This window comes from Exiguobacterium sp. SH3S3, assembly GCF_004337115.1.
In the GTDB taxonomy this organism is placed as follows: domain Bacteria; phylum Bacillota; class Bacilli; order Exiguobacteriales; family Exiguobacteriaceae; genus Exiguobacterium; species Exiguobacterium aurantiacum_A.
This window is the reverse complement of the sequence record NZ_SJUU01000001.1, coordinates 118999-139388: the sequence shown is the minus strand read 5'-3', so window position 1 is coordinate 139388 and position 20390 is coordinate 118999. Positions and strand designations below refer to the sequence as shown.

The 20390-nt window shown below is 51.7% G+C and carries 25 protein-coding genes; 3 read left to right on the top strand and 22 right to left on the bottom strand.

What is annotated here, in order from left to right; genetic code table 11:
* Positions 1-7: 7 nt before the first annotated feature.
* From mraY to EVJ28_RS00650, 10 genes are all read right to left on the bottom strand, one after another.
* Complete coding sequence (gene mraY, locus EVJ28_RS00695) at positions 8-967, bottom strand: phospho-N-acetylmuramoyl-pentapeptide-transferase (protein WP_070327561.1); 960 nt, start codon at positions 965-967, stop codon at positions 8-10.
* A 21-nt stretch (positions 968-988) separates the two neighbouring features.
* Positions 989-2293 carry a UDP-N-acetylmuramoyl-tripeptide--D-alanyl-D-alanine ligase gene (locus tag EVJ28_RS00690; RefSeq protein ID WP_201738390.1) on the bottom strand — a complete coding sequence of 435 codons (1305 nt, stop codon included), beginning with the start codon at positions 2291-2293 and terminating at the stop codon, positions 989-991.
* A 58-nt stretch (positions 2294-2351) separates the two neighbouring features.
* A complete protein-coding gene (locus EVJ28_RS00685; protein ID WP_236633991.1) occupies positions 2352-4460 on the bottom strand; it encodes a penicillin-binding transpeptidase domain-containing protein in 2109 nt (702 codons plus the stop codon).
* A 38-nt stretch (positions 4461-4498) separates the two neighbouring features.
* A complete protein-coding gene (gene ftsL, locus EVJ28_RS00680) occupies positions 4499-4861 on the bottom strand; it encodes a cell division protein FtsL (protein ID WP_083273972.1) in 363 nt (120 codons plus the stop codon).
* A gap of 23 nt (positions 4862-4884) precedes the next feature.
* Positions 4885-5817, bottom strand: a complete 933-nt coding sequence (gene rsmH / locus EVJ28_RS00675; protein WP_070327564.1) for a 16S rRNA (cytosine(1402)-N(4))-methyltransferase RsmH — start codon at positions 5815-5817, stop codon at positions 4885-4887.
* Between the two features lie 168 nt (positions 5818-5985).
* Positions 5986-7542 carry a bacillithiol biosynthesis cysteine-adding enzyme BshC gene (gene bshC / locus EVJ28_RS00670; protein WP_236633990.1) on the bottom strand — a complete coding sequence of 519 codons (1557 nt, stop codon included), beginning with the start codon at positions 7540-7542 and terminating at the stop codon, positions 5986-5988.
* Positions 7543-7566: 24 nt separating this feature from the next.
* Positions 7567-7920, bottom strand: coding sequence for a DUF3397 domain-containing protein (locus EVJ28_RS00665; RefSeq protein WP_255417541.1), 354 nt, complete (start codon positions 7918-7920; stop codon positions 7567-7569).
* Positions 7920-8759, bottom strand: coding sequence for a ketopantoate reductase family protein (locus EVJ28_RS00660; RefSeq protein WP_131456293.1), 840 nt, complete (start codon positions 8757-8759; stop codon positions 7920-7922). The genes EVJ28_RS00665 and EVJ28_RS00660 overlap by 1 nt, the downstream gene beginning before the upstream one ends.
* Before the next feature lie 109 nt (positions 8760-8868).
* Complete coding sequence (rpmF, locus tag EVJ28_RS00655) at positions 8869-9042, bottom strand: 50S ribosomal protein L32 (RefSeq protein ID WP_081338944.1); 174 nt, start codon at positions 9040-9042, stop codon at positions 8869-8871.
* A gap of 22 nt (positions 9043-9064) precedes the next feature.
* Entirely contained in the window at positions 9065-9592 is a 528-nt protein-coding gene (locus tag EVJ28_RS00650) for a YceD family protein (protein WP_070327567.1), read from the bottom strand.
* A 157-nt stretch (positions 9593-9749) separates the two neighbouring features.
* Here EVJ28_RS00650 and EVJ28_RS00645 point away from each other — a divergent pair, with 157 nt between their 5' ends.
* Positions 9750-10880 (top strand): tRNA(Met) cytidine acetate ligase, encoded by a 1131-nt coding sequence (locus tag EVJ28_RS00645; protein ID WP_236633988.1) that lies wholly within the window; start codon positions 9750-9752, stop codon positions 10878-10880.
* Here EVJ28_RS00645 and EVJ28_RS00640 read toward each other — a convergent pair.
* From EVJ28_RS00640 to EVJ28_RS00620, 5 genes are read right to left on the bottom strand one after another with little or no spacing between them, the layout of a single operon-like run.
* Positions 10859-11851: a SepM family pheromone-processing serine protease gene (locus tag EVJ28_RS00640; protein WP_131487812.1), complete on the bottom strand. Its 993-nt coding sequence runs from the start codon at positions 11849-11851 to the stop codon at positions 10859-10861. The two genes, EVJ28_RS00645 and EVJ28_RS00640, sit on opposite strands and share 22 nt — an antisense overlap.
* A complete protein-coding gene (coaD, locus tag EVJ28_RS00635) occupies positions 11848-12342 on the bottom strand; it encodes a pantetheine-phosphate adenylyltransferase (RefSeq protein ID WP_016509015.1) in 495 nt (164 codons plus the stop codon). The genes EVJ28_RS00640 and coaD overlap by 4 nt, the downstream gene beginning before the upstream one ends.
* Positions 12343-12346: 4 nt before the next feature.
* Positions 12347-12913 carry a 16S rRNA (guanine(966)-N(2))-methyltransferase RsmD gene (gene rsmD / locus EVJ28_RS00630; protein ID WP_131456299.1) on the bottom strand — a complete coding sequence of 189 codons (567 nt, stop codon included), beginning with the start codon at positions 12911-12913 and terminating at the stop codon, positions 12347-12349.
* Between the two features lie 53 nt (positions 12914-12966).
* Positions 12967-13230: a YlbG family protein gene (locus tag EVJ28_RS00625; protein WP_016508973.1), complete on the bottom strand. Its 264-nt coding sequence runs from the start codon at positions 13228-13230 to the stop codon at positions 12967-12969.
* On the bottom strand, positions 13214-13666 hold the full coding sequence (locus EVJ28_RS00620; protein WP_070327571.1) for a YlbF/YmcA family competence regulator: 453 nt from the start codon (positions 13664-13666) through the stop codon (positions 13214-13216). Before EVJ28_RS00620 ends, EVJ28_RS00625 begins: the two co-directional genes overlap by 17 nt.
* A 121-nt stretch (positions 13667-13787) precedes the next feature.
* On the opposite strand from EVJ28_RS00620, the gene EVJ28_RS00615 reads away from it, so the two are divergent.
* Together EVJ28_RS00615 and EVJ28_RS00610 are read left to right on the top strand one after the other, a co-directional pair.
* Positions 13788-14543: an ATP-grasp domain-containing protein gene (locus EVJ28_RS00615; RefSeq protein WP_201738306.1), complete on the top strand. Its 756-nt coding sequence runs from the start codon at positions 13788-13790 to the stop codon at positions 14541-14543.
* Positions 14544-14645: 102 nt separating this feature from the next.
* Positions 14646-14996, top strand: a complete 351-nt coding sequence (locus EVJ28_RS00610; protein ID WP_131456303.1) for a YugN family protein — start codon at positions 14646-14648, stop codon at positions 14994-14996.
* An 84-nt stretch (positions 14997-15080) separates the two neighbouring features.
* Here the strand turns inward: EVJ28_RS00610 and EVJ28_RS00605 are convergent, their stop codons facing one another.
* From EVJ28_RS00605 to ctaD, 7 genes are all read right to left on the bottom strand, one after another.
* Positions 15081-15356 carry a hypothetical protein gene (locus EVJ28_RS00605; protein WP_131456305.1) on the bottom strand — a complete coding sequence of 92 codons (276 nt, stop codon included), beginning with the start codon at positions 15354-15356 and terminating at the stop codon, positions 15081-15083.
* Positions 15357-15361: 5 nt separating this feature from the next.
* Positions 15362-15976: an SCO family protein gene (locus tag EVJ28_RS00600; RefSeq protein ID WP_131456307.1), complete on the bottom strand. Its 615-nt coding sequence runs from the start codon at positions 15974-15976 to the stop codon at positions 15362-15364.
* A gap of 20 nt (positions 15977-15996) precedes the next feature.
* Positions 15997-16458: a DUF420 domain-containing protein gene (locus EVJ28_RS00595; protein WP_016509532.1), complete on the bottom strand. Its 462-nt coding sequence runs from the start codon at positions 16456-16458 to the stop codon at positions 15997-15999.
* Between the two features lie 23 nt (positions 16459-16481).
* Complete coding sequence (locus EVJ28_RS00590) at positions 16482-17405, bottom strand: cytochrome c oxidase assembly protein (protein ID WP_131456309.1); 924 nt, start codon at positions 17403-17405, stop codon at positions 16482-16484.
* A 136-nt stretch (positions 17406-17541) separates the two neighbouring features.
* Complete coding sequence (locus EVJ28_RS00585) at positions 17542-17871, bottom strand: cytochrome C oxidase subunit IV family protein (protein ID WP_083273975.1); 330 nt, start codon at positions 17869-17871, stop codon at positions 17542-17544.
* 1 nt (position 17872) lies between these two features.
* Positions 17873-18499 (bottom strand): cytochrome (ubi)quinol oxidase subunit III, encoded by a 627-nt coding sequence (locus tag EVJ28_RS00580; RefSeq protein WP_131456311.1) that lies wholly within the window; start codon positions 18497-18499, stop codon positions 17873-17875.
* A complete protein-coding gene (gene ctaD, locus EVJ28_RS00575; RefSeq protein WP_016509535.1) occupies positions 18500-20368 on the bottom strand; it encodes a cytochrome c oxidase subunit I in 1869 nt (622 codons plus the stop codon).
* Between the last annotated feature and the right edge of the window lie 22 nt (positions 20369-20390).

Sequence of the window (20390 nt, the reverse complement as noted above, 5' to 3'; positions counted from 1 at the left end):
CCATCCATTACATGAGAAGTAACGACAATACTGCCGTGATCAAGCTAATTCCACTGAACGTCAATACGATGCGCCATTCTGACCAGCCGACCATCTCGAAATGGTGGTGGATCGGACTCATCTTAAAGATTCGTTTCCCCGTCGTTTTAAACGAGATGACCTGCAAAATGACACTGAGCGTCTCGATGACAAAAATAATACCGACGAAGACGAGTAATAATTCAAGTTTCAACATGAGGGCGAGACCAGCGACCGCTCCGCCTAAAGCGAGCGAACCCGTGTCACCCATGAAAATTTTCGCCGGGTATTTGTTAAAGACGAGGAACCCAAGGAGTGCTCCGACCGTACTAAACGCAAACCAAGCGATGCCGACTTCATCTTGTCCTAACGCATAAATTCCAAAGAACGCAAACGTCGGGATGGCCGAGAACGAAACGAGACCGTCCAAACCGTCCGTCAAGTTGACGGCGTTCGAGAAACCGACGAGCCAGAAGATGACGATGGCGATGTAGAACCAGCCCGTATCAAACGCGATCGATGTGAACGGAATGCTGATTGTTGTGTCGAGCCCGCCGCCAAGCGATAAGAACCAAACGAACAACACCGAGACAATGATTTGGCCAATCAACTTTTGGAGCGATGTCAATCCAAGGTTGCGTTTGTTGACGACTTTAATGTAGTCGTCAAGGAATCCAATGATCCCGAACGCGAGCGTGACGAACAAGAGCGTCCCGAATCCGGCGACCGCTTCTCCAAACACGATCGAAACGAGAAAGCCGACAAGAAGTGCGAGCAGGATGACGATCCCGCCCATCGTCGGTGTCCCTGATTTCTTTTGGTGCCAATCCGGACCCTCGTCCCGGATCTCTTGACCAAACTTTAAGTTACGAAGCGCCGGGATGGCCCGCGGCATGACGACCAATACGGTCAATAATGAGCTGATTAAGACGATTAAACTGATTAACATATTCGTACCTCACTACTCTATTTATTGGACTAAACGCTCAAGCGCAAGTCCTCGCGATGCTTTTAACAATATCACAGTCTGTGGCCGTTGATAACTGCTGAGGAGTGCTTTCGCTTCCTCTACCGTTGGGACCATCGTCACATTCACGCGCGGGTCACTGATCCCTTGTGCGATCCATTTCGCTTTGTCGCCGATCAGCACGCAATCGGTCACAGGCGCCGTGATGACGCGGCCGACACTCTCGTGCTGGGCCTGTTCATCTGTCCCGAGCTCGTACATATCCCCGAGGACGAGGACACGACGGCTAAAGCCTTCTAACGTTTTCACCGTCTCGATGGCGGCAATCATCGATGTCGGGCTCGCATTGTAGGCGTCATTGATCAAATGCGCGTCACCGAACATTTGCTTCTCCATCCGCATCGATGTCAATTGAACCCGATTCAGACCGCGTTGGATCGTCTCGTGATCAAGACCTAATTTGAGTCCGCACGCAATCGCATATGCCGCATTCCGGATTTGGTGGGCTCCGAGCACTTTTAACTCATAAAACTCGTGATTATAGCGGAAAATCGAGGCGTCAAACGTCGCTTCGACGACTTCAAGTTTCCCATCTGCCGTCGCGTCGTAACCGACTCGGTAACCTTCGTTGGCCAAAAGCGGCTCGTCGGCATCGACGATGAGCACCCCGTCCGGTTTGAGCCCGGCTTTAATCTCAAGTTTCGCTTTAGCGATCCCTGAGCGACCGCCGACTTGTTCGCCGTGCGACTCGCCGATGTTCGTCACGAACGCGACGTCAGGCTTGGCAAGCTTCGATAACAACTCGATTTGCCCGAATCCGTTCATCCCCATCTCGAGCACCGCGACTTCCGTGTCACGAGGCATTCGCAGTACGGTCAGCGGCAGACCGACGTCCGAGTTGAAGTTTCCAGCCGTCTTGTGCGTTTTGAACTTTTCCCCGAGAACGACGGCAACCATGTCTTTCGTCGACGTCTTGCCGTTTGAACCGGTGATCGCGACCACGAACGGATCGATTTCAGCCAAGTATCGTGCCGCCGCTTCTTGCAGCGCCTTTAGCGGTGACTCGACCGGAATCGCCACAACCCCTTCCGGCAGCGGACGCCCCTGCTCCCAAAACGTCACGATTGCGCCTTTTTGGACGGCCGCATCGATGAAGTCGTGGCCATCGACGCGAGCCCCGATGATCGGCACGAACAATCCGTCCTCATTACCGTCCCTCGAGTCGGTCGCGACATGACGGACCTCACGTGTGTCGTCCGTCTCCATCCCAAACCAAGAAGCAAGTGTTTGTATCGTTAACTGTTCCATCCTTATTTCCTCCTGTGACAAAGGAAAAGAGAGCCGAGGCCCTCTTCATCCCTATGCGTTAGTTCGACGGTGATTGGAGCCTCACTTTGAGTGTCGCCCCGTTCTTGACCGGCTTGCCTTTCCCGATTGACTGGGAAGTGACAAAACCCGTTCCGTCTATTTCTAAATTCAATTGATAGAGCGTCGCCAATCGTTTCGCATCACGAAGCGACCAGCCTGATAGGTTCGGCATCGTGAACGAGTCCTCCGTCTTCAACAGGAGGCGCTCCCCGACGACGTACGATTGCCCTTCGACCGGGCTTTGAGCGACGACATCGTCCCCGCTACCGAGTAAGATCGGTTCGAACGAAGCGGCTTTCGCCTGCTTGACCGCCTCATCACGACCAAGCTCGACGTATGTTTCCGTCGTCTTCGTCGACGCATCGATTGTTTTTGTTTGTTTTTCCGGTTCGACGCTTCGATAGCGCAACGCCACGTCCATGACATCCTTGAACAGCGGCGCCATGATGCGCGGACCCGTCGTCGACGAGTCGCCGTTCGGTCGGTCGACCGCAATATACATGACGAGTTCCGGATCATCTTTCGGTGCCATTCCGACGAACGAGTGGATGTACTGACCGCTCAAGTACTTCCCATTTTCGGCAATTTGAGCCGTCCCGGTTTTTCCGATGACGCGATAATTATCGAGCGCATACAGTTGACCGGTTCCGAGATCACTATTGACGACACCGTCGAGTGCTTCGCGTGTCAGCTTGGCCGTTTCTTCCGTGACCGGTTGACCGACAGTTTTCGGATTGGTCGTCCGAATCGTCTCGCCCGTTTCACGGTTGACGACTTTTTTAATCACGTACGGTTGTTTCATCGTCCCATCGGTCGCAATCGCGGAAGTCGCTTGTAGGATTTGCATCGGTGTCATCGCCGTCGATTGTCCCCATGCTGTGATCAACACGTTCATCGGGCTATCGAAGTCGTATTGACTGTTCACTTCTCCCGGCAAATCGACGCCTGTTCGTTGGTCGAACTTGAACGCCTTGAAGTAATCTTCGTATCGGCCGAGTCCGAGTCGTTCATTCGCTAAAATCGAGAAGGCGACGTTCGAAGAGTGCCAGACGCCTTCCACCATAGGAATCGTACCCCATCCAGTGACGTTATAATCATTGAACACCGTCTTGCCATACTTGTAAGACCCGGATTTATACAGCTCGTTCGGGTTGTAAACACCTTCATTGATCGCTGCGGCGAGTGTGAAGATTTTCATCGTCGAACCCGGCTCAAAGCGAGATGAGACAGAGAAGTTGCTGTAAGACGTGATCTCACGGGTATTCGGATCAAAAGACGGACGATCGGACAAGGCGATGATCTCACCAGTCTTTGGATCCATGATGATCGCCGTCGCATTTTTCGGTTTATATTCTTTATACAGTTCATCCATTTTCGTATCAAGCAGTTGTTGGATGCGATGATCGAGCGTCAACTGGACGTCCGCCCCGTCTTCCGGGTCGATTTTTAGTTGTTCATCGCTCGACACGAGCTGTCGGCCTGCTAAATCTTTCTCGAAACGATATAAACCGTACGATTCACTCAGCACGTCATTGAGCGATTTTTCGATTCCAAGTTCTCCGACGAGTTCGATGCGCCCATTTTGATCAATCTTTTGGGCGTAGCCGACGACGGATGAAGCAAAGACTTTATTCGGGTAATAGCGTTTCGGTTCTTCCACGAACGTGATGCCCGGAATCTCAAACGCATCGATCGCTTCTTTTTGTTCGACCGTCAAATCCCGGCCCGGTACCCCGAACTCAATTTGACCGCGATCGACATTTTGTTCGAGCCGTTTCAAAATATCGGCTTCGGTCATCGGGATGACCGTCGCAAGCTCTTTAGACGCGTCCTTGAACTCGTCAGGCAAGAGCGTCTTGTTTTCGACCCGCTCTCCCCCTAACTTCAAGACCGCGACAATCCGGTAGGACGGGATATTGATCGCAATCGGTTGCCCGAACCGATCAAAAATCTCTCCACGCTCCGCCTTAAGTGTACTGACAGCCTTCCAGCGCTCTTCTTCAGCGAAAGCGAGCATGTTCTCCCCTTTGTACGTCTGAAAGACGGACAAGTAGAGGAACCAGCCAACAAAAAATAAAAAGAGTGGTGTGAAGCAAACGATCGCCACCCACGCCACTCTTTTTTTACTCTGTTGTAGAGAATTCATCAGTCGATCACCAAAACATTCTTTTCATTGAACTGCATGCCGAGCTTGTCAGCAATCGCATAAATTCTCTCAGGTGAGCTTAGTTGGGCAATCTCATACTTCAGTTCTTCATTCTCTTTCGAGATCGTGTTCATCTCTTGGTTGATGACAGCCGTATCTCGCATAATATTGTACGCTTCGTTATGTTTCGACACCGTGATGCCACCGAACAAGACGACCGAGAAAATCATCGTCGGGTACAGGATGGATTCGAACAAGGTCAACGTACGTCGTTTCGGAGCTGGTATTGGTCGTTCTTGCGGAATCGGATTTCGATTCGGTGAAATTTGAGGCTGCAGAGCCTTGCGGGCAGCTTCTGGCATCAGGTATCCCTCCTACGTACAATCTATTTTTGTTTTTCAGCGATCCGAAGTTTGGCCGACCGGGCCCGGCGGTTGTCTTCAAGTTCGTTATCTCCGGCAGTGATCGGCTTGCGTGTGATCAGCTTCAATTCCGGTTCGAACTCTTCTGGGATAATCGGCAATCCTTTTGGCAACTGTGGATACTGGCTCTTCTCTTTGAAAACCTGCTTACAGATGCGGTCTTCAAGTGAATGGAACGTGATCACACAAATCCGTCCACCGATGGCGAGCATGTCAATCGCGTCTTGGACGGCACGATCGAACACGTTCAATTCGTCGTTCACAGCGATGCGGATCGCTTGGAACGTCCGTTTCGCCGGATGGCCGCCTTTGCGTCGCGCCGGCGCCGGAATTGCGTCTTTAATCAATTCGACGAGTTCGAACGTCGTCTCAATCGGCTTGACGGCACGGGCTTGTTCGATTTTACGCGCAATCTGTTTCGAGAACTTCTCTTCCCCGTATGTAAAGAAAATGCGGGCGAGGTCCCCGAACGGCCATTCGTTGACGACGTGATACGCCGAAAAATCTCGTGACCGGTCCATTCGCATATCGAGCGGAGCATCAAAATTATAGCTAAAGCCGCGTTCTGCCTCATCTAACTGTGGTGAAGAGACACCGAGGTCAAATAATACTCCATCGACTTGTGTCACACCTCGTGCCGCTAACTCATCTTTCAGATGGACGAAGTTGCTCTTTATAAACGTAACCCGGTCCTCATATGGAGCCAAACGCTCAGCGGCGTGCGTGAGTGCGACATCGTCCTGGTCGAAGGCGTAAAGATGGCCCGTCGTCAGGCGTTTCACAATCTCTTCGCTATGACCGGCTCCCCCTAACGTACAATCGACGTAAATTCCGTCCGGTTTGATGTTCAGTCCATCAACAGACTCCATTTTTAAAACCGTTTCATGCTCAAACATACAAAAACCCTCTCAACCTACATTTTTCAACTAGTTTATTACATTTACTTTATCATAAAAATGTCAAGCTACGCATTGGTTTTTAGCGAAAATAGGAAACAAAAAGGTAACAAACAAAAAATGGTTCTCCAAACAAGTGGAGAACCTCGATCATTTACGATTTCACAATCAGATTTTGACTAAACAGCGCTCCCATTCCGCCTGTTCATAGGCGGCGCGTAACCGAACGAATAAATCGTCTCCGTGACGATTCATCAGTGGGACCATCGACCAGATCCGCTCTTGCGGTGCGTCCATCGGCAGCAAGCGTGTCGACAGATGGATCCGGCGTCGATTCAAACGATACTGCTCGCGCTTCGCCTCGGCCCGCATCTCGTCAGCGAGACGGTCAAGGATATGCCGCGCGTTCGTCTCAAAGCGATGCCCGCGCTTTCCTGCCTCATGCCCGATTGCTTCAGACAGCGTGCGGTAGGCATACAGACTTTGGTCAAACGACTCGTCATCGAACGAATGGTCCGGGAGCGGATTCGTCAAGTAATCGACGAGCGTGGTCCCTTCTTGAGCGAGTTTTTTCTCGTCGTTCGTCGACATGACAACAGCGCCAAGTCTCGGGATCAACAACGGCATCTTCCAACCGAATACATGAAACAACGGACGAAGTTGGAGCCAATAGGCGATTTCACCCGGACCGGCGACGTATGCGAGCGTCGGGAACAAGTAATCTTGCATGAGCGGCCGGGAGACGACGTTATTCGAGAACCGTTCGGGATGCTCGTCAATTTCGTGTAACAGTTCCGCCTCCGTGAAGCGGTGACCGCGTTTCGTCGTGAAGACATCTCGTTCTTTCGTCAACAATTCACGCGTCCCGTCATGATAAAACACGTGGGCCGCATCGCGGTTCAGTTCTACGGACGGCATGCCGTCCTCGAATGAGTCGCGGAGCACTTCGTGCATGCGGTCGTGTTGCACGATCAACTGTTTGAACGCCTCACGTTCGAGCCGACGTACGTCAGGCTGATGCGGGTCGAACAGGAGAAAATCGTTCCCGACGAAACGTCGCATCATCTTCCCAAAAAATTGTGCGAACGAATGACTCGCTTGGAGTAAGGCGACAAGCTCACGATAAAGCGTCGCCGTATGGACAGTCTCTGTCTCCGACACGAACAGACGTTGCAACATTTGGACGAGTTCGATTTTGAGACGGTCGAATTCGAGTTCTCCGACCGATGCTTTCCCTGCGAGCGGAACGGTCGATAACGCTTCTTTCCGCAGTTGCCGTGACAACGGCTGGGGGGCGTACACATGGTTGATCTCGGCGAAGTCATGATCCTCGGTCGCCATCCAAAAAATCGGGATGACCGGCTTACCGAGCACGGCCTCCGCCTGTTTCGCTCGTTTGAGCACGGTTAACAGCTTATACACCGCAAACAACGGGCCCCCGAAGACGCCGACTTGCTGTCCGGTCACAATCGTGAACGCCTCGCCTTTCGCGAGCGCGTCGAGTTTTGAGTCAAGCACGTCCGAGAGCGGACCGTGAACCGTCTGTTGCGCCCGAAGAATCTCTGCTAACGATTCCAGATGCGGGTATGAGCGTCCTTCAAGCTCGCTCGCTCGAGCTTCGAGCTCGTCCATTCCTTTATAGTCCAGCCACTTCGTATATCCCGCTTCGATTTGGATCATCGGGGAAGATGGACTGTACATGGCGTCTAGCGACTCTATCCTCACGTATAACGACTTCCTTTCAAACGGTCAATGAATCATTTCATTTGCGACACCGAGCGTGAACAACACGGCGTGTAACGGGACGAGTAGTAAAAATAACAATCGCCAGCCGTGTACGAACATTTTTGTATATAAGACTTCTTCGTGTCGGACTCGCTGCCAAATCGCATTTGCCGGAAAAATAGCGCAGCAGACGGCTAAGAGCAACCAAAAGACGTCGTCCCCGACGAGTGTCTCTAATAGGACCGCACACGCATAAAACCAGAGGAACACTCCGGCATCGCAGACAAGTTTAAACGTATTGACCGATTTCGGCATGATTTTTCTAAGTATCATATACACCATAAACCATATGACAAGCGGAAATGAAACGATATACACTAACACGATGCGCTCGCTCCTATTATCAATTTTTGCATGAGTGGGATGACCGTCAGTTTTCGGCCTCTGTCCTCGGCCCGTTTCAAGAGCGGGGTCAAGATGGCATCGACCTCGGTCATACGTCCGGCCTCGATATCTCGAAGCATCGAAGAGCGGTTTTGAGCTGTCTTCTCGATGATCGTCTCAATATATGTATAAGGCACGAACTGATCGAACAGCGGTGTCAGCTCCTCATAGATCGCTTGCGCGACTTCGCGGCAAGGCGGCTCGGCGACGGCTCCGTTCGGGACGCGACAAAGTGCGGTGATCGGATTGATGATCGCGTTCGCAAACAACTTTTCAACGACGACTTGTTCGATATCCGCTTCCCACACGACTTGGAGCGGCGAGGCGATGAACGTGAGCGGCTGTAGAGCATGCAAGCTCCCGATCCGAACTCGGCCGAGACCGCTATGGTTAATTCGATTTTCGTCTCGCGTCACCCCGTGCTCGATGACGCCTAAGTGGAACCCTCGTTCCCGAGCGTACTCGAGATGGGCAATCCCGTTCGAGCAGATGAACACAGGGACGTCCCCGGTAAGCCGTTCTGTCGCCGCGCGCACTTGGTGCGCTTTCGTCGTCACGAAAAAAACGTCCGCTTCCGTCTCGTTGAGTGTATGTACCGGTTTGAGCGGGACAGCGACGGTCCCCTGCGTCATACCGGCTCGTTCGATTATGACGTCTCTCGTTTCTTCGCCTCGACCGTACAAGGTGACGCTATAGTCTTTCGCGAGTAACGACGCCATCAACATCCCGACAGCCCCGTTCCCGATAATCCCAATTCGTTTGATCGGCTTCATTCGCTATCCCTCCACAAACAGTGTGCACAAAGAATTTTACCACAATCTGTTTCCAGGACCACACAATTAAAAAAAGAAGCGATCTCCAAGGAGACCGCTTCTTTTCGCATTATTTGCTTGTTACTTCTTTACCGTTGTAATGTCCGCAAGATTTGCAAACACGGTGTGAAAGTTTCATGTCGCCACAGTTCGGGCACTCGTTCATACCAGGTACGTTAAGTTTGAAGTGAGTACGACGAAGACGTTTGCGAGTTTTCGACGTTCTACGGAATGGTACTGCCATCGTTGTCCACCTCCTTGAAAAGTTAGCCGTTCTCGTCCTCTTTTTTAGAGAACAAGTCAGCAAGGCCCGCGAGGCGCGGGTCAATTTTTGGTTGGTCGTCCGGCTGTTCGTCAATGAGAGACCAGCCTTCCCCTTCAACCTGAGTTTTGTCTGTTTCGTTCCCGAAAATTTGAATCGGGACTTCTAACATGATGAGCTCTTTTACGATCGGTCGCAGATCAATCGTATTTCCTTCTGGCAAATTGACATCATCGAATTGCTCCGTATAACGCCCATTCTCCAAAAAGAAAGGCTCGAGCGATTCAATATCAAATTCAAAGACGACATCCTCTAACGTACGCGCATCTGGCAACGTCAGGTCCCCTTGAACCTTCAAATTGAATGTAACTTGATTAGATGTGAACGACGCATCCCCGTGCACATGCACCGGGCGAATCGAACGGATATCCGGATGGAGCTGAGTAAGCTCTTCGAGTTCAACCATCTCATCGATGGAAAAACTGTCATCCTGGTTTCGTAGCTTAAGTAGCTGTGCAATAGACCACTTCATCCGAATCACCTCAATTGCAACAATATGAATTATAGATAGGCCAACTTGTTTTGTCAATGTTTTTTCTTTACACTAAAATCAGTTGGCGACGGCGCTTTGCCAAAGCGTACTTACCTATCTTACACCAATCCAATCGACAATGCAAAGGAGTAAATTTATGAAAAAGACGGCCATCATCGCGGAGTACAATCCGTTCCATAACGGACATCTCTATCAGGCAAAAACAGCTCGAATCGAAACGGGTGCCGACGCCATGATCGCCATCATGAGTGCCCAGTTCACACAGCGCGGTGAACCGGCTGCTTTTGACAAGTGGAGCCGGGCAGCGGCAGCAGTCAAAACAGGGGCGATCGACCTTGTGATCGAACTGCCGACTTGTTACGGCGTCCAACGCGCCGACCGGTTCGCGAGTGCGGCTGTCGCCATCGCGGAACAAATCGGATGCCAAACGCTGTCGTTCGGCAGTGAGAGCGGCGACGCCGATGCGATCCTGCGCGCGGCACACGCTGGCATCGAAGCGTCACCCGCCTATCACGACGCGCTCCAACACGCCTTAAAAGCAGGCAAGTCATCCGCCAAAGCATCGAGCGAGGCGTTTGCGGCCCTTTATCCAACTTTTGATTTGACGCTCCCAAACAACATTCTCGCCTATCATTACGCGAAAGCCGCTCGCACCATCTCACTCCATACCGTAAAGCGTCTTGGGGCCGGTTATCACGATACAGGCGTCTCGGACGTCATGTCGGCAACGGGCGTCCGGGCCCACTATCTCGAGACCGGGAGTGTCCGGGCTGTCCCAGAAGCGACACGGGCGTTATTCCAGCAGACGTCGATGGCCCACTGGTCGCTCTATTGGCCTGTCTTGCAATTCAAGTTACGGACGATCCCGAAGTCAGAGCTCGAACAACTCGTCGGCATTGACGCTTCGTTGTCCCCTCGCTTGATCGAAGCCGGTCTCGCACCGACGTTCGAACAAGCTATGGGCGGTCTGTTGACGCGACGCTATACACGTACCGCCATCCAGCGCGCTCTCGTCTCGGTCCTCATCCATTGGAAACGTGACGAACTTCCGGAACGATTTGACGAAGTCCCATACGTCCGTCCGCTCGCATTCAATGCGATTGGCCGTAGCGTCTTGAAAGACATAAAAAAAACGGTCCCGCTCGTCAGCAAGTACCAGTCTGATTTAGCGTTCGAAGCTCGTGTGACCGAGGCGTACCGGTTACCTCTCGGCAACCGGTCACTGCTCGAGCATATGCAAACCCCTCAATTCATCGACTCCAAATAATCGATGGCGTTCTCGACCGTTTCGACCGGAACGACTGCAATATCGCTCTCGATCCGGTCGAGTGATTCCAGCGCTTCATCATAATTCGAACCGGCCGGCACGAAGAACACCGAGGCACCGGCTCGGTCAGCCGCGACGATTTTTTGCCACGCCCCACCGATCGGACCGACGTTTCCTTCTTCATCGACCGTACCAGTACCGGCAATCGTCTCACCGCCCGCCAAGTCACCCGGCGTCAACTGATCATAAATCTCTAGCGTGAACATGAGCCCGGCCGAGGGCCCCCCAACGTTCGTCAGTTCAAACGTGACGTCCGGTTCTGTGCGCACATCTTGCACCGGCAGTGGCTCATAAATCCCGAGACCGACACGGCTCCCGCTCCGGTCGAGCGGTTGAACGAGTGTCTTCACGACACGTTCCCGTCCATCCCGTTCGAGCGTGATCGTCACTTCATCGCCCGTCTCGAACGCCGAGACGCGATCGATGAAATCAAGACGTGACGCGAACGATTGGCCGTCAAGCGCTGTAATGACGTCACCTGGTTTAAGGACGTTCGCCGCGAGCGACCCGGTGATTGGAGCCGAGACGTACATGCCGTCAAACGTGACGGTCACGTCCTCTTCGGCTAGACCGTACGCGTATTGGATGGCTGCTTGCTGCGACGATGACATGAGCAGCTGCTGTCTTCGCTCGTAATCGTCTTCCCCTTCGCCGTCATACAAATAGCGACTAGACGGACTCGCTTCCGTGAACGGCGTGAACCAGCTCCCGACGAGCCAAAGCGGTGTCGCCCGTCGTTGCGAGATCGTGACCATCATCAGTTCACCCGCATCTTTCGTCCCGTCTTCAACCGTCATAAAGTTTTCGATGGTCGTCGCTTCGCCCGGATACGTGATGTAATAAGGTAACGGGGCAAATAGAAAGATGAGCACGGCGACGAGGATACCGAAGCCGATCTTCAGCGGCTTCATTGCTGTTGACTCACTTCATATTTTTTCCGAAGTGCCTGTTCGACTTGTTCGGGAACGAGTTCAGCGACCGAGGCGCCGTATTTGGCGACTTCTTTCACGATCGACGAACTAAGGAACGAGTATTTGCTATTCGTCATCATAAACAGCGTCTCGACGTCCTCGTTTAACTTCTTGTTGATCGAAGCGATCTGAAGTTCGTATTCGAAGTCAGAGACGGCCCGAAGACCGCGGACGATCGTCGCTGCTTCTCGTTTAGCGGCATACTCGACGAGCAGCCCGCCAAACGCGTCCGCTGACACGTTCGGTAAATGCGATGTCACTTCCCGAATGAGCGTGAGCCGCTCTTCGACGTTGAATAACGGTGCCTTGCTCGAGTTTTCGAGCACCGCGACGATCACTTCATCAAAGATGGCTGCCGCCCGCTCAATAATATCTAAATGTCCGTTCGTAATCGGGTCAAAGCTCCCCGGGCAAATCGCGATCCGTTTCATATGTTCACTCCTCGGTCGTTGCGTACTCGTAAAGGCTGATCGTAATAACAGACGAGTAGCGTTGAACCTTAATTTTTTCGAGCAGACCGACCCGATCCGGCAACGTCGTCTCGCTGCCATGTTCGCAGACGACGACGCCGTTGTCTGTCAACAGTCGGTTCGATTCAATGAGTTGTAAAAACGATTCATGTTCTTCCTCATGGTACGGCGGGTCCATGAAGATGAGTTTAAACGACCGCCCCGCCTCGGCGAGTTGGTCGAGGACGGCCCGCGCGTCTTGCCTTTGAACCGTCGCCTGTGCCTCGTAACGCGTCGCCCGTAGATTGTCCTGTATCGTTTGAATCGCCTTCCCATGACGATCGACGAAGACGGCACGGTCGCACCCCCGTGATAACGCCTCGATCCCGAGACCGCCACTCCCCGCGTAAAGGTCGAGGGCATCCCCCCCGGCGAAGTAAGGGCCGATGATATTAAACAATGATTCTTTTACTTTATCTGCCGTCGGTCGTGTCGTCGACCCTGGGACCGCCTTTAGGCGCGTCCCTTTTCGTTCTCCTGAAATGACTCGCATCGTTGATCCTCCATTAGAAAAGATGAAGGCGTCACCACCTTCATCTCGCCCGTTTATTTCTGCTTTGGCTCGTACGTCTCGGCAATGAAAGGCCGTTCGCTCCGAACGACCGCGTCGACGAATGGCAAGGCACTGATTTTCTCGATGATCGTCTCATGGTCTTCTAAGTCCGTATATAAAAAGGCGTACTTCTCACGCTTCGAGACGTAATATAAGTTTGCGTAGCGACGCAGTGCTTTCACTTGTTTGAGCGACTGCACGTAAACGACGAGTCCGATTCGACCTTTTAACTCGAATGATTCAGCCAGCACATCCACAACTTCCGCCTCCTCCGCCACAGCTTCCGCCACCGGAACAGCCACCCTCATCGAAGAACGGGTTGCCGGTAGGGACTTTGATTTTTGGAGATACCGAGAACGCCAACAGCTCACTCACTTCTCCGAGTAACTTATCCAAGTTACGTTCCGCCTTTTTGAAGGCGGCCACTTCCGGTTGCACGTCGAGACGACGCTTCACGAGATGCATCTCTTTTTTGATACGATCGTGATCCGGGTGATGTTTCCCGAACCGTTGCACGTACTCATAATCTTCTTTCATTCGTAAAAATTCCCGTTCGACTTCCTGGGCTTCTTTCGAGCGAGCGCGAGCTTGTTTTGTCGCGATATATGTTTGGAACGATTCGCTCGTCTCGATCAAGGCAGTCAATGCTTCTGTTTGATCGAGCAAATCAATCGTCTGTTCAGTAATAATCATGGCTTTCACCCTTTCTGACATGATTTTACCACAATTGATTCCCTCTGTGAGCAATCGGACTTATAATTGAACGTGACGTAAATGCAGAAAGGAAGTGAACCACCGCTTCGTGCGGTGTACAATGAAAAAAGTCTCGTTTAACATGATTCGCTCGGCCGGTATGAAAACCGACTATGCGAAACCAGAATATTATTATGATCAGCTCGATAAAGTCCGGGCGGCCGATCTCGTCCTCTTCCCGGAGTACTGGATGGTCAACTCGATCATTTACGGGTTGAACAAACCGATCTTCCCGTCTCCGGCGACGTACCACCTCGGGCACGATAAAATCGAGATGACACGCGCTTTCACAGCGACGTTCCCGCATCGCATCCCGAAGACGTTAATTTACGGGAAGAACCCGTACACGATCGAACGCGTCATTGAAGAGTTCGAATACCCGTTCGTCGCCAAGACCGCCAAGTCCTCGATGGGTCAAGGCGTCTGGCTCATTAAAAATGAACAAGAATGGCTCGAATACGTCGACAAACACGAGACGTTTTACGTCCAACAGTTCATCCCGAACGACCGCGACCTGCGCATCATCGTCATCGGCGAAGAAGTCGTCGGTTCTTATTGGCGCGTCAGTGAGGCCTTTTTAAACAACGTCGCCCAAGGTGCCCACTTCTCGTATGACGATATCCCAGGTCACGTCGTGGAAGAAGTGCTCTCGATCGCAAAGACACTTCACATCAATCACGCCGCGTTCGACGTCATCGTCTCAGGGGATAATTTTTACATTTTGGAATTCAACGTCTTCTTCGGTTCAGAAGGATTGATGCCGCTCGGCGTGAGACTTCCCGACAAGATTGCGGCGTATCTCGAAACGATGTCTTGACCGTTCATCTTTTTTTCACAATTTGAACACACGTTATTCCAAGAACGTTTTCGAATATGATATGATGACATATGAGGTTTATTAGGGAAAAGGGGGATTATGATGAAATTTGAGCAGTTCCACATCGAGGGAAAAGAGATCCGCTTCGGTTTGCTCGAGACGATCATGGATCATCATCATTTCATCCGTGAAGGCGCTTGGGACTATGAGCGTGCGACGTATGATATGAAGTACGAGAAGCAATCGACGGGCGAGACGTTTTACCTGCGCTTGCCGGTTTATGCGATTGAAGGCCAAATCGAGGACCGTCATGCGGTCGTTAAAATGGTGACACCGATTCTCGGGAAACATTACTACCCGCACGGCGTCGAGTACGACGAAGAGTTCCCAGAAGAAATCGTTCGCGACTGTGAGCGCCGATTGGCGGCACTCGCCGAGACGTTAGAAGTCTAACCCCTTTCATAACTGAAAGGGTTTTCTTATGGCCACTCAACAAAAATGGAGAACCCGCTGTGGGTTCTCCATTTTTACATACACTTAACGACTTGCAATGACGTTTAGCGTCACGTCGACTTGTCCGAGCAATAGATCGAACTGGTCGCGGACGTAGAGGTACAATCGCTCTGCCTCGCTGAGCGAGACGGGTGCGCTCAGTAGATAATCGTACCGCTCTTTCGAGAGCGACACGATTTTCACTTCACGCAATCCGAATTCGATCGCGCTGCACGCAATCAAATCCTCGATCGCCCGCTCTGCAATCGTCACATCTCCGTATGAATAATCGTTTCCGATGACAGCCATCGTATCGTTCATCTTCTTCACTCCTTTTCTGCAACGAGCACCAACACGTCCTCCATAATGGTTTCGATGTCGACTGGTTTTTCTCCTGTCGTCGCCATTTGCGCGACTGCACGAACATCGTGGTGACGGTCGATGATATACATCGTCGTCGCGTGGGTGACAAGTCCACTATTCGCTTTCGAATAATAGAACTGAAGCTGACGAGTGATCCGGTCGATGTCGGCTTTGTCACCGGTCAACATCTTCCATCCAGTTGGCTCAGCTTGGAACGCCGCTCCGTAGTTCTCAAGTACCGGGATCGTATCGACTTCCGGGTCGACCGTGATGGCGACGAGTTCGACGTCAGTACCGTACAAGTCGTTCGCCTTCAAGTCTTGCTCGAGTTTCATGAAGTCGCGTAGCGTGAGCGGACAAATGTCGGGACAGTTCGTATAAAAGAACGTGACGATTTTGACTTTGCCGTTATCTGAGTTATACGGTTGGCCATCGAGCGCGTTCGTCAACGTGAACGGGGTCGGCTCTTGGATGACCGGCAAATCATCTTCTTTGAAGAAGAGGAAATACGAAGCCGCTCCGATAGCGATCAAAATGACGACCGTCAACCCGACCGTCAAGTAACTATTCCGTTTCATGCTCATCCCCCTCTCTTCGGTCATCCTCCGATGATGGCCCGGAAGACGTTCGTCGTCTCACCCGGTTCAAACGCCACATAGAGAAGAACATAGACCATCACACCTGTAATGGCTGTGAAAAACCAGACGACTGATGCTTTCGGTCCGATTTTACGATGTTTCTCGATCTTGTTTTTATAGCCAAGATAGAGTGTGATCAATCCGAGGATACCACCTGTCGTCGCCAGGATGATGTGGAAAATCATGAAAGCGAGATAGTACGGCTTCACTGAGTCCGGACCTCCGAATGCGGTATTCCCAACAAAGATCGTCCGCGAGACGTAAAGGATAAAGAACGTCGTCGCCGCGACGGCAGCTGCTGTCATGACTTTCTTATGCTTTTCAATATTGCGGCGGTCGCGCGCGATAATCGTCCAGCCGATCGCGACCAAAATCGCACTGATTACAATGAATGTCACACTAATTAAGGCAAGATAGTTCATCGATGTTTCCCCTTTGACTTAGTTCATTTTTTCTCTTTCGGTTCGTTCGGTGTGAATGACATGCCTTCGTCAAGCGCGAGCGATTTCGTTCGGCGTACCCAACCGAAGAACGTCCAGCCGAAGAAGAAACCGTACACGACTTCCTGCCCAAGCTTCATCAATACCCCGCCGAAGCGCTGGTCTTCGAGAGCGCTGTTCGTCGCACCCATCAAGGCGTTTAAGTCAAGACCGGACACGTCACCGTTCGGCATACAGTATCCGAGCACCGTCGCGAACGTCTCAACGTCCGTATAGGCGTCATAGAGAATTCCTTGACTGAAGATGATGAACGCACAAGCAGGCGTCAATAGCACGCCGTTTGCGATGATGTACACCATCCGTTTCAAATCGGACATCCCCTCTTCTTCATCCGAGAGGAACGGGGCGATGACCGGATACCACATCGTCAAACTGAAGACGACGAGAGCCCCGTGAAAGATGCGATGCACCCCGTAGTTCGTTAACACGTAATCAAAGATGAATGGCATGTGGTAAAACGTAAATAACGCGTTGAACAACACGAGCGCGATCAGCGGTTTTGTCATAAACTTGAGCGCCGCCCCGATCACTTTATAACTAAATAATTTTTCAAATACCCAATACGGCAATCCGTAAATGACGAGCGCCGGAGCTAACACGTAGACGAGCACCATCTGCAACATATGCACCGAGAAGATGATGTGCGCGAGCACGTCGACTGGACTACCAAATCCGATGTAATAGAGCACGATCGCAAACAACATGCTGAACTTTTGTAGCAACGTGGTCGACTCGTACCCTCGTTTCGCCATTCTCTCTGTGACGAACGCATAGAGGACGTACAACCCTACCATCAACAATCCGAACAACGGACTCCAAAGCGTTGTCCATTCGAACTGTTTGAGTAGCTCTGATGTATTCCAGAGCATCCCTTCACCCCTTTTCTTTCTCTCCCAAACCGATGAAACCGTTCACTTCAAGATTACTATTCCTTTATTTTTGAAGTAAAGCAAAAAGGACTGAATCATCTATGTTTCCACAGATGTTCAATCCTTTGTCACATTTTTACCAAATGAGCAAACGGAGTGCCGCGACAGTGATGATGGCGACGAAAATACCAAGCCACATCATTCCGACAATCCACGTGTTGCCACGGTTGTTCATATGCATGAAGATATACAGCTGCAAGAACACTTGGATGATGGCGAGGATAATCAAGAAGCCACCCGCCGCCCATACCGGCATGAGCTCCGCGTAGACCGCGCCGAACGCGACAAACGTGAGCAAAATCATCATCGCGAAACTGATCAACTGAAGTTGATACTCGCGTCTCGACTCTGCCTTCACTTCAAGCTCTAACTGTTTGTGTGTTTCGTTCATTGGATTTTTTTCCATGTCAGCTCACCATCCCTAAGAGATAGACGATCGAGAAAATGAAGACCCAAACAACGTCGATGAAGTGCCAATATAAACTCGACACGTAGAACTTCGGTGCGTTGTAGACATCGATCGGACGGTTCCAGTTGCGGATCAACAGCGTCGTGATCCAAAGGAGACCGAACGTGACGTGAGCGCCGTGGAATCCGACGAGCGTATAGAACGCAGAACCGAACGCACTCGACGTGAACGTGTGACCGATATGGTAGTAGTGGATGAACTCGTAAATCTCGGCTCCTAAGAACCCTGCTCCGAGAAGAAGCGTCACGATCAACCAAAACTTCATGCGACCTGGATTGTTCGCTTTCATGTTCATCATCGCGAGCACGCTCGTGAGCGAGCTCGTGAGGAGGAGCATCGTCATCATGAAGACGAGCCCCATCTCAAAGATGTTGTACGAGCGAAGTTCCTCTGGCGCACCAGAATTTAGAAGCCCGACGTACGTTCCAAACAACGAGGCGAAGAGAACCGTCTCTCCTCCAAGGAAGAACCAGAAGGCCACATATTTATTTTTCCCTTCCAGCGTGGCTTTCTCTGGATTGGCCGGAATACCGGTCACTGGGTGTTTTTCGACTGCATGTGCCATTTATTGTTCTCCTTTCTCACGAATCGCTTTCAAATCCGCTTCGATTTGTGATTTTGGAATGTAGAATCCGTGGTCGTCGATCCATGAACGGAGGAACATCGACACGAACGTGATGAGTAAACCGATGACGATAAGTGACCAACCGACAACCGGGTTGTCCATTTGGAAAATCGCGCCAAGTCCAGCGATGAATAACCCGAGTGACATGAAGAACGGGATCAATGAGTTATTCGGCATGTGGATGTCTGACACTGGTTCAGCGACAGAAACCCGTTTGTTACCCGCCATCTTCTCGAGCCAGAACGTGTCCAACCCTTTGACGAGCGGTGTTTGTGCGAAGTTGTACTCTGGAGTCGGCACAGGAAGTGTCCACTCGAGCGTACGTCCGTCTTCCCAATGGTCCGGTTTGACGACGTCTTTCGACAAGAACGCCTTGACGACGGCGATGAGCAAGATGATCGTCGACACACCCATGAAGAAGGCACCGATCGTCGACAGCAAGTTCATCGTCTCAAACCCTTGATTCGGCAAGTATGTGAAGACGCGGCGTGGCATCCCGAACAATCCGAGGAAATGTTGCGGGAAGAACGTCAAGTGGAACCCGATGAAGAACAACCAGAACTGCCAGTAGCCAAGCTTCTCAGAGAGCGCTTTGCCGAACATGAGCGGGAACCAGTAGAACAGTCCTGCGAAAAGACCGAAGACGACCCCACCGACGATAACGTAGTGGAAGTGGGCGACAACGAAGTAACTATCGTGGTACTGATAGTCAGCCGGTGCGACCGAGAGCATAACCCCTGTCATCCCTCCGACGAGGAACGATGGGATGAACGCCACCGAGTAAAGCATCGCAACGTTGAACTTGATCTGCCCACCCCAAAGTGTGAACAGCCAGTTGAAGATTTTGACCCCTGTCGGAACGGCGATGGCCATCGTCGCGACGGCGAAGATCGAGTTCGCGACCGGTCCGAGACCGACGGTGAACATGTGGTGAACCCAAACCATGAAGCCAAGGAACCCGATGAGCATCGTAGCGAATACCATCGTCGTGTAACCGAACAAGCGTTTACGGGCAAACGTCGGAATGATTTCCGAGAAAATACCGAACGCCGGTAAGATCAAGATGTAAACTTCCGGGTGACCGAAGATCCAGAAGAGGTGTTCCCAAATGACGACGTTACCGCCCATTGCCGGATTGAAGTAAACGGCACCGAACAGACGCTCGAACATCAACATGAACAAGCCGACTGTAAGCGGTGGGAATGCGAAGACGATCAACGCCGAAGCGACGAACGTCGTCCACGTGAAGAGCGGCATCCGCATGAGTTTCATGCCTGGTGCCCGCATGTTCAAAATCGTGACGAGGAAGTTAATCCCGGCCATGAGTGAACCGAACCCTGAGATTTGAAGACCGAGGGCGTAGAAGTCGACCCCTGTCGCTTCCGGTTGCGTCGAGAGCGGCGCGTAAGCCGTCCAACCCGCGTTCGGTGCAGCGCCGAAGAACCAGCTAAGGTTCAACATGAGGCCACCGAAGAAGAACAACCAAAAACCGAGCGAGTTAATGAACGGGAACGCGACGTCGCGCGCCCCGATTTGAAGCGGCACGACGGCGTTCATAAAACCGAATAGCATCGGCATCGCCGCAAGGAAGATCATCGTCGTCCCGTGCATCGTGATCAACTGGTTGAACACTTCGCCACTGACGAAATCGTTCATCGGACGGACGAGTTGCCAACGAATAAGTAACGCTTCAATTCCACCGAGAAGGAGGAAGAAGATTCCTGAGAACAAATACAAAATACCGATTTTTTTGTGGTCAACCGTCGTAACCCAATCCATGATGCCATTGTATTTACGCGGTTGCTGCATAGCAGTGGTCTGTGCCACGTGA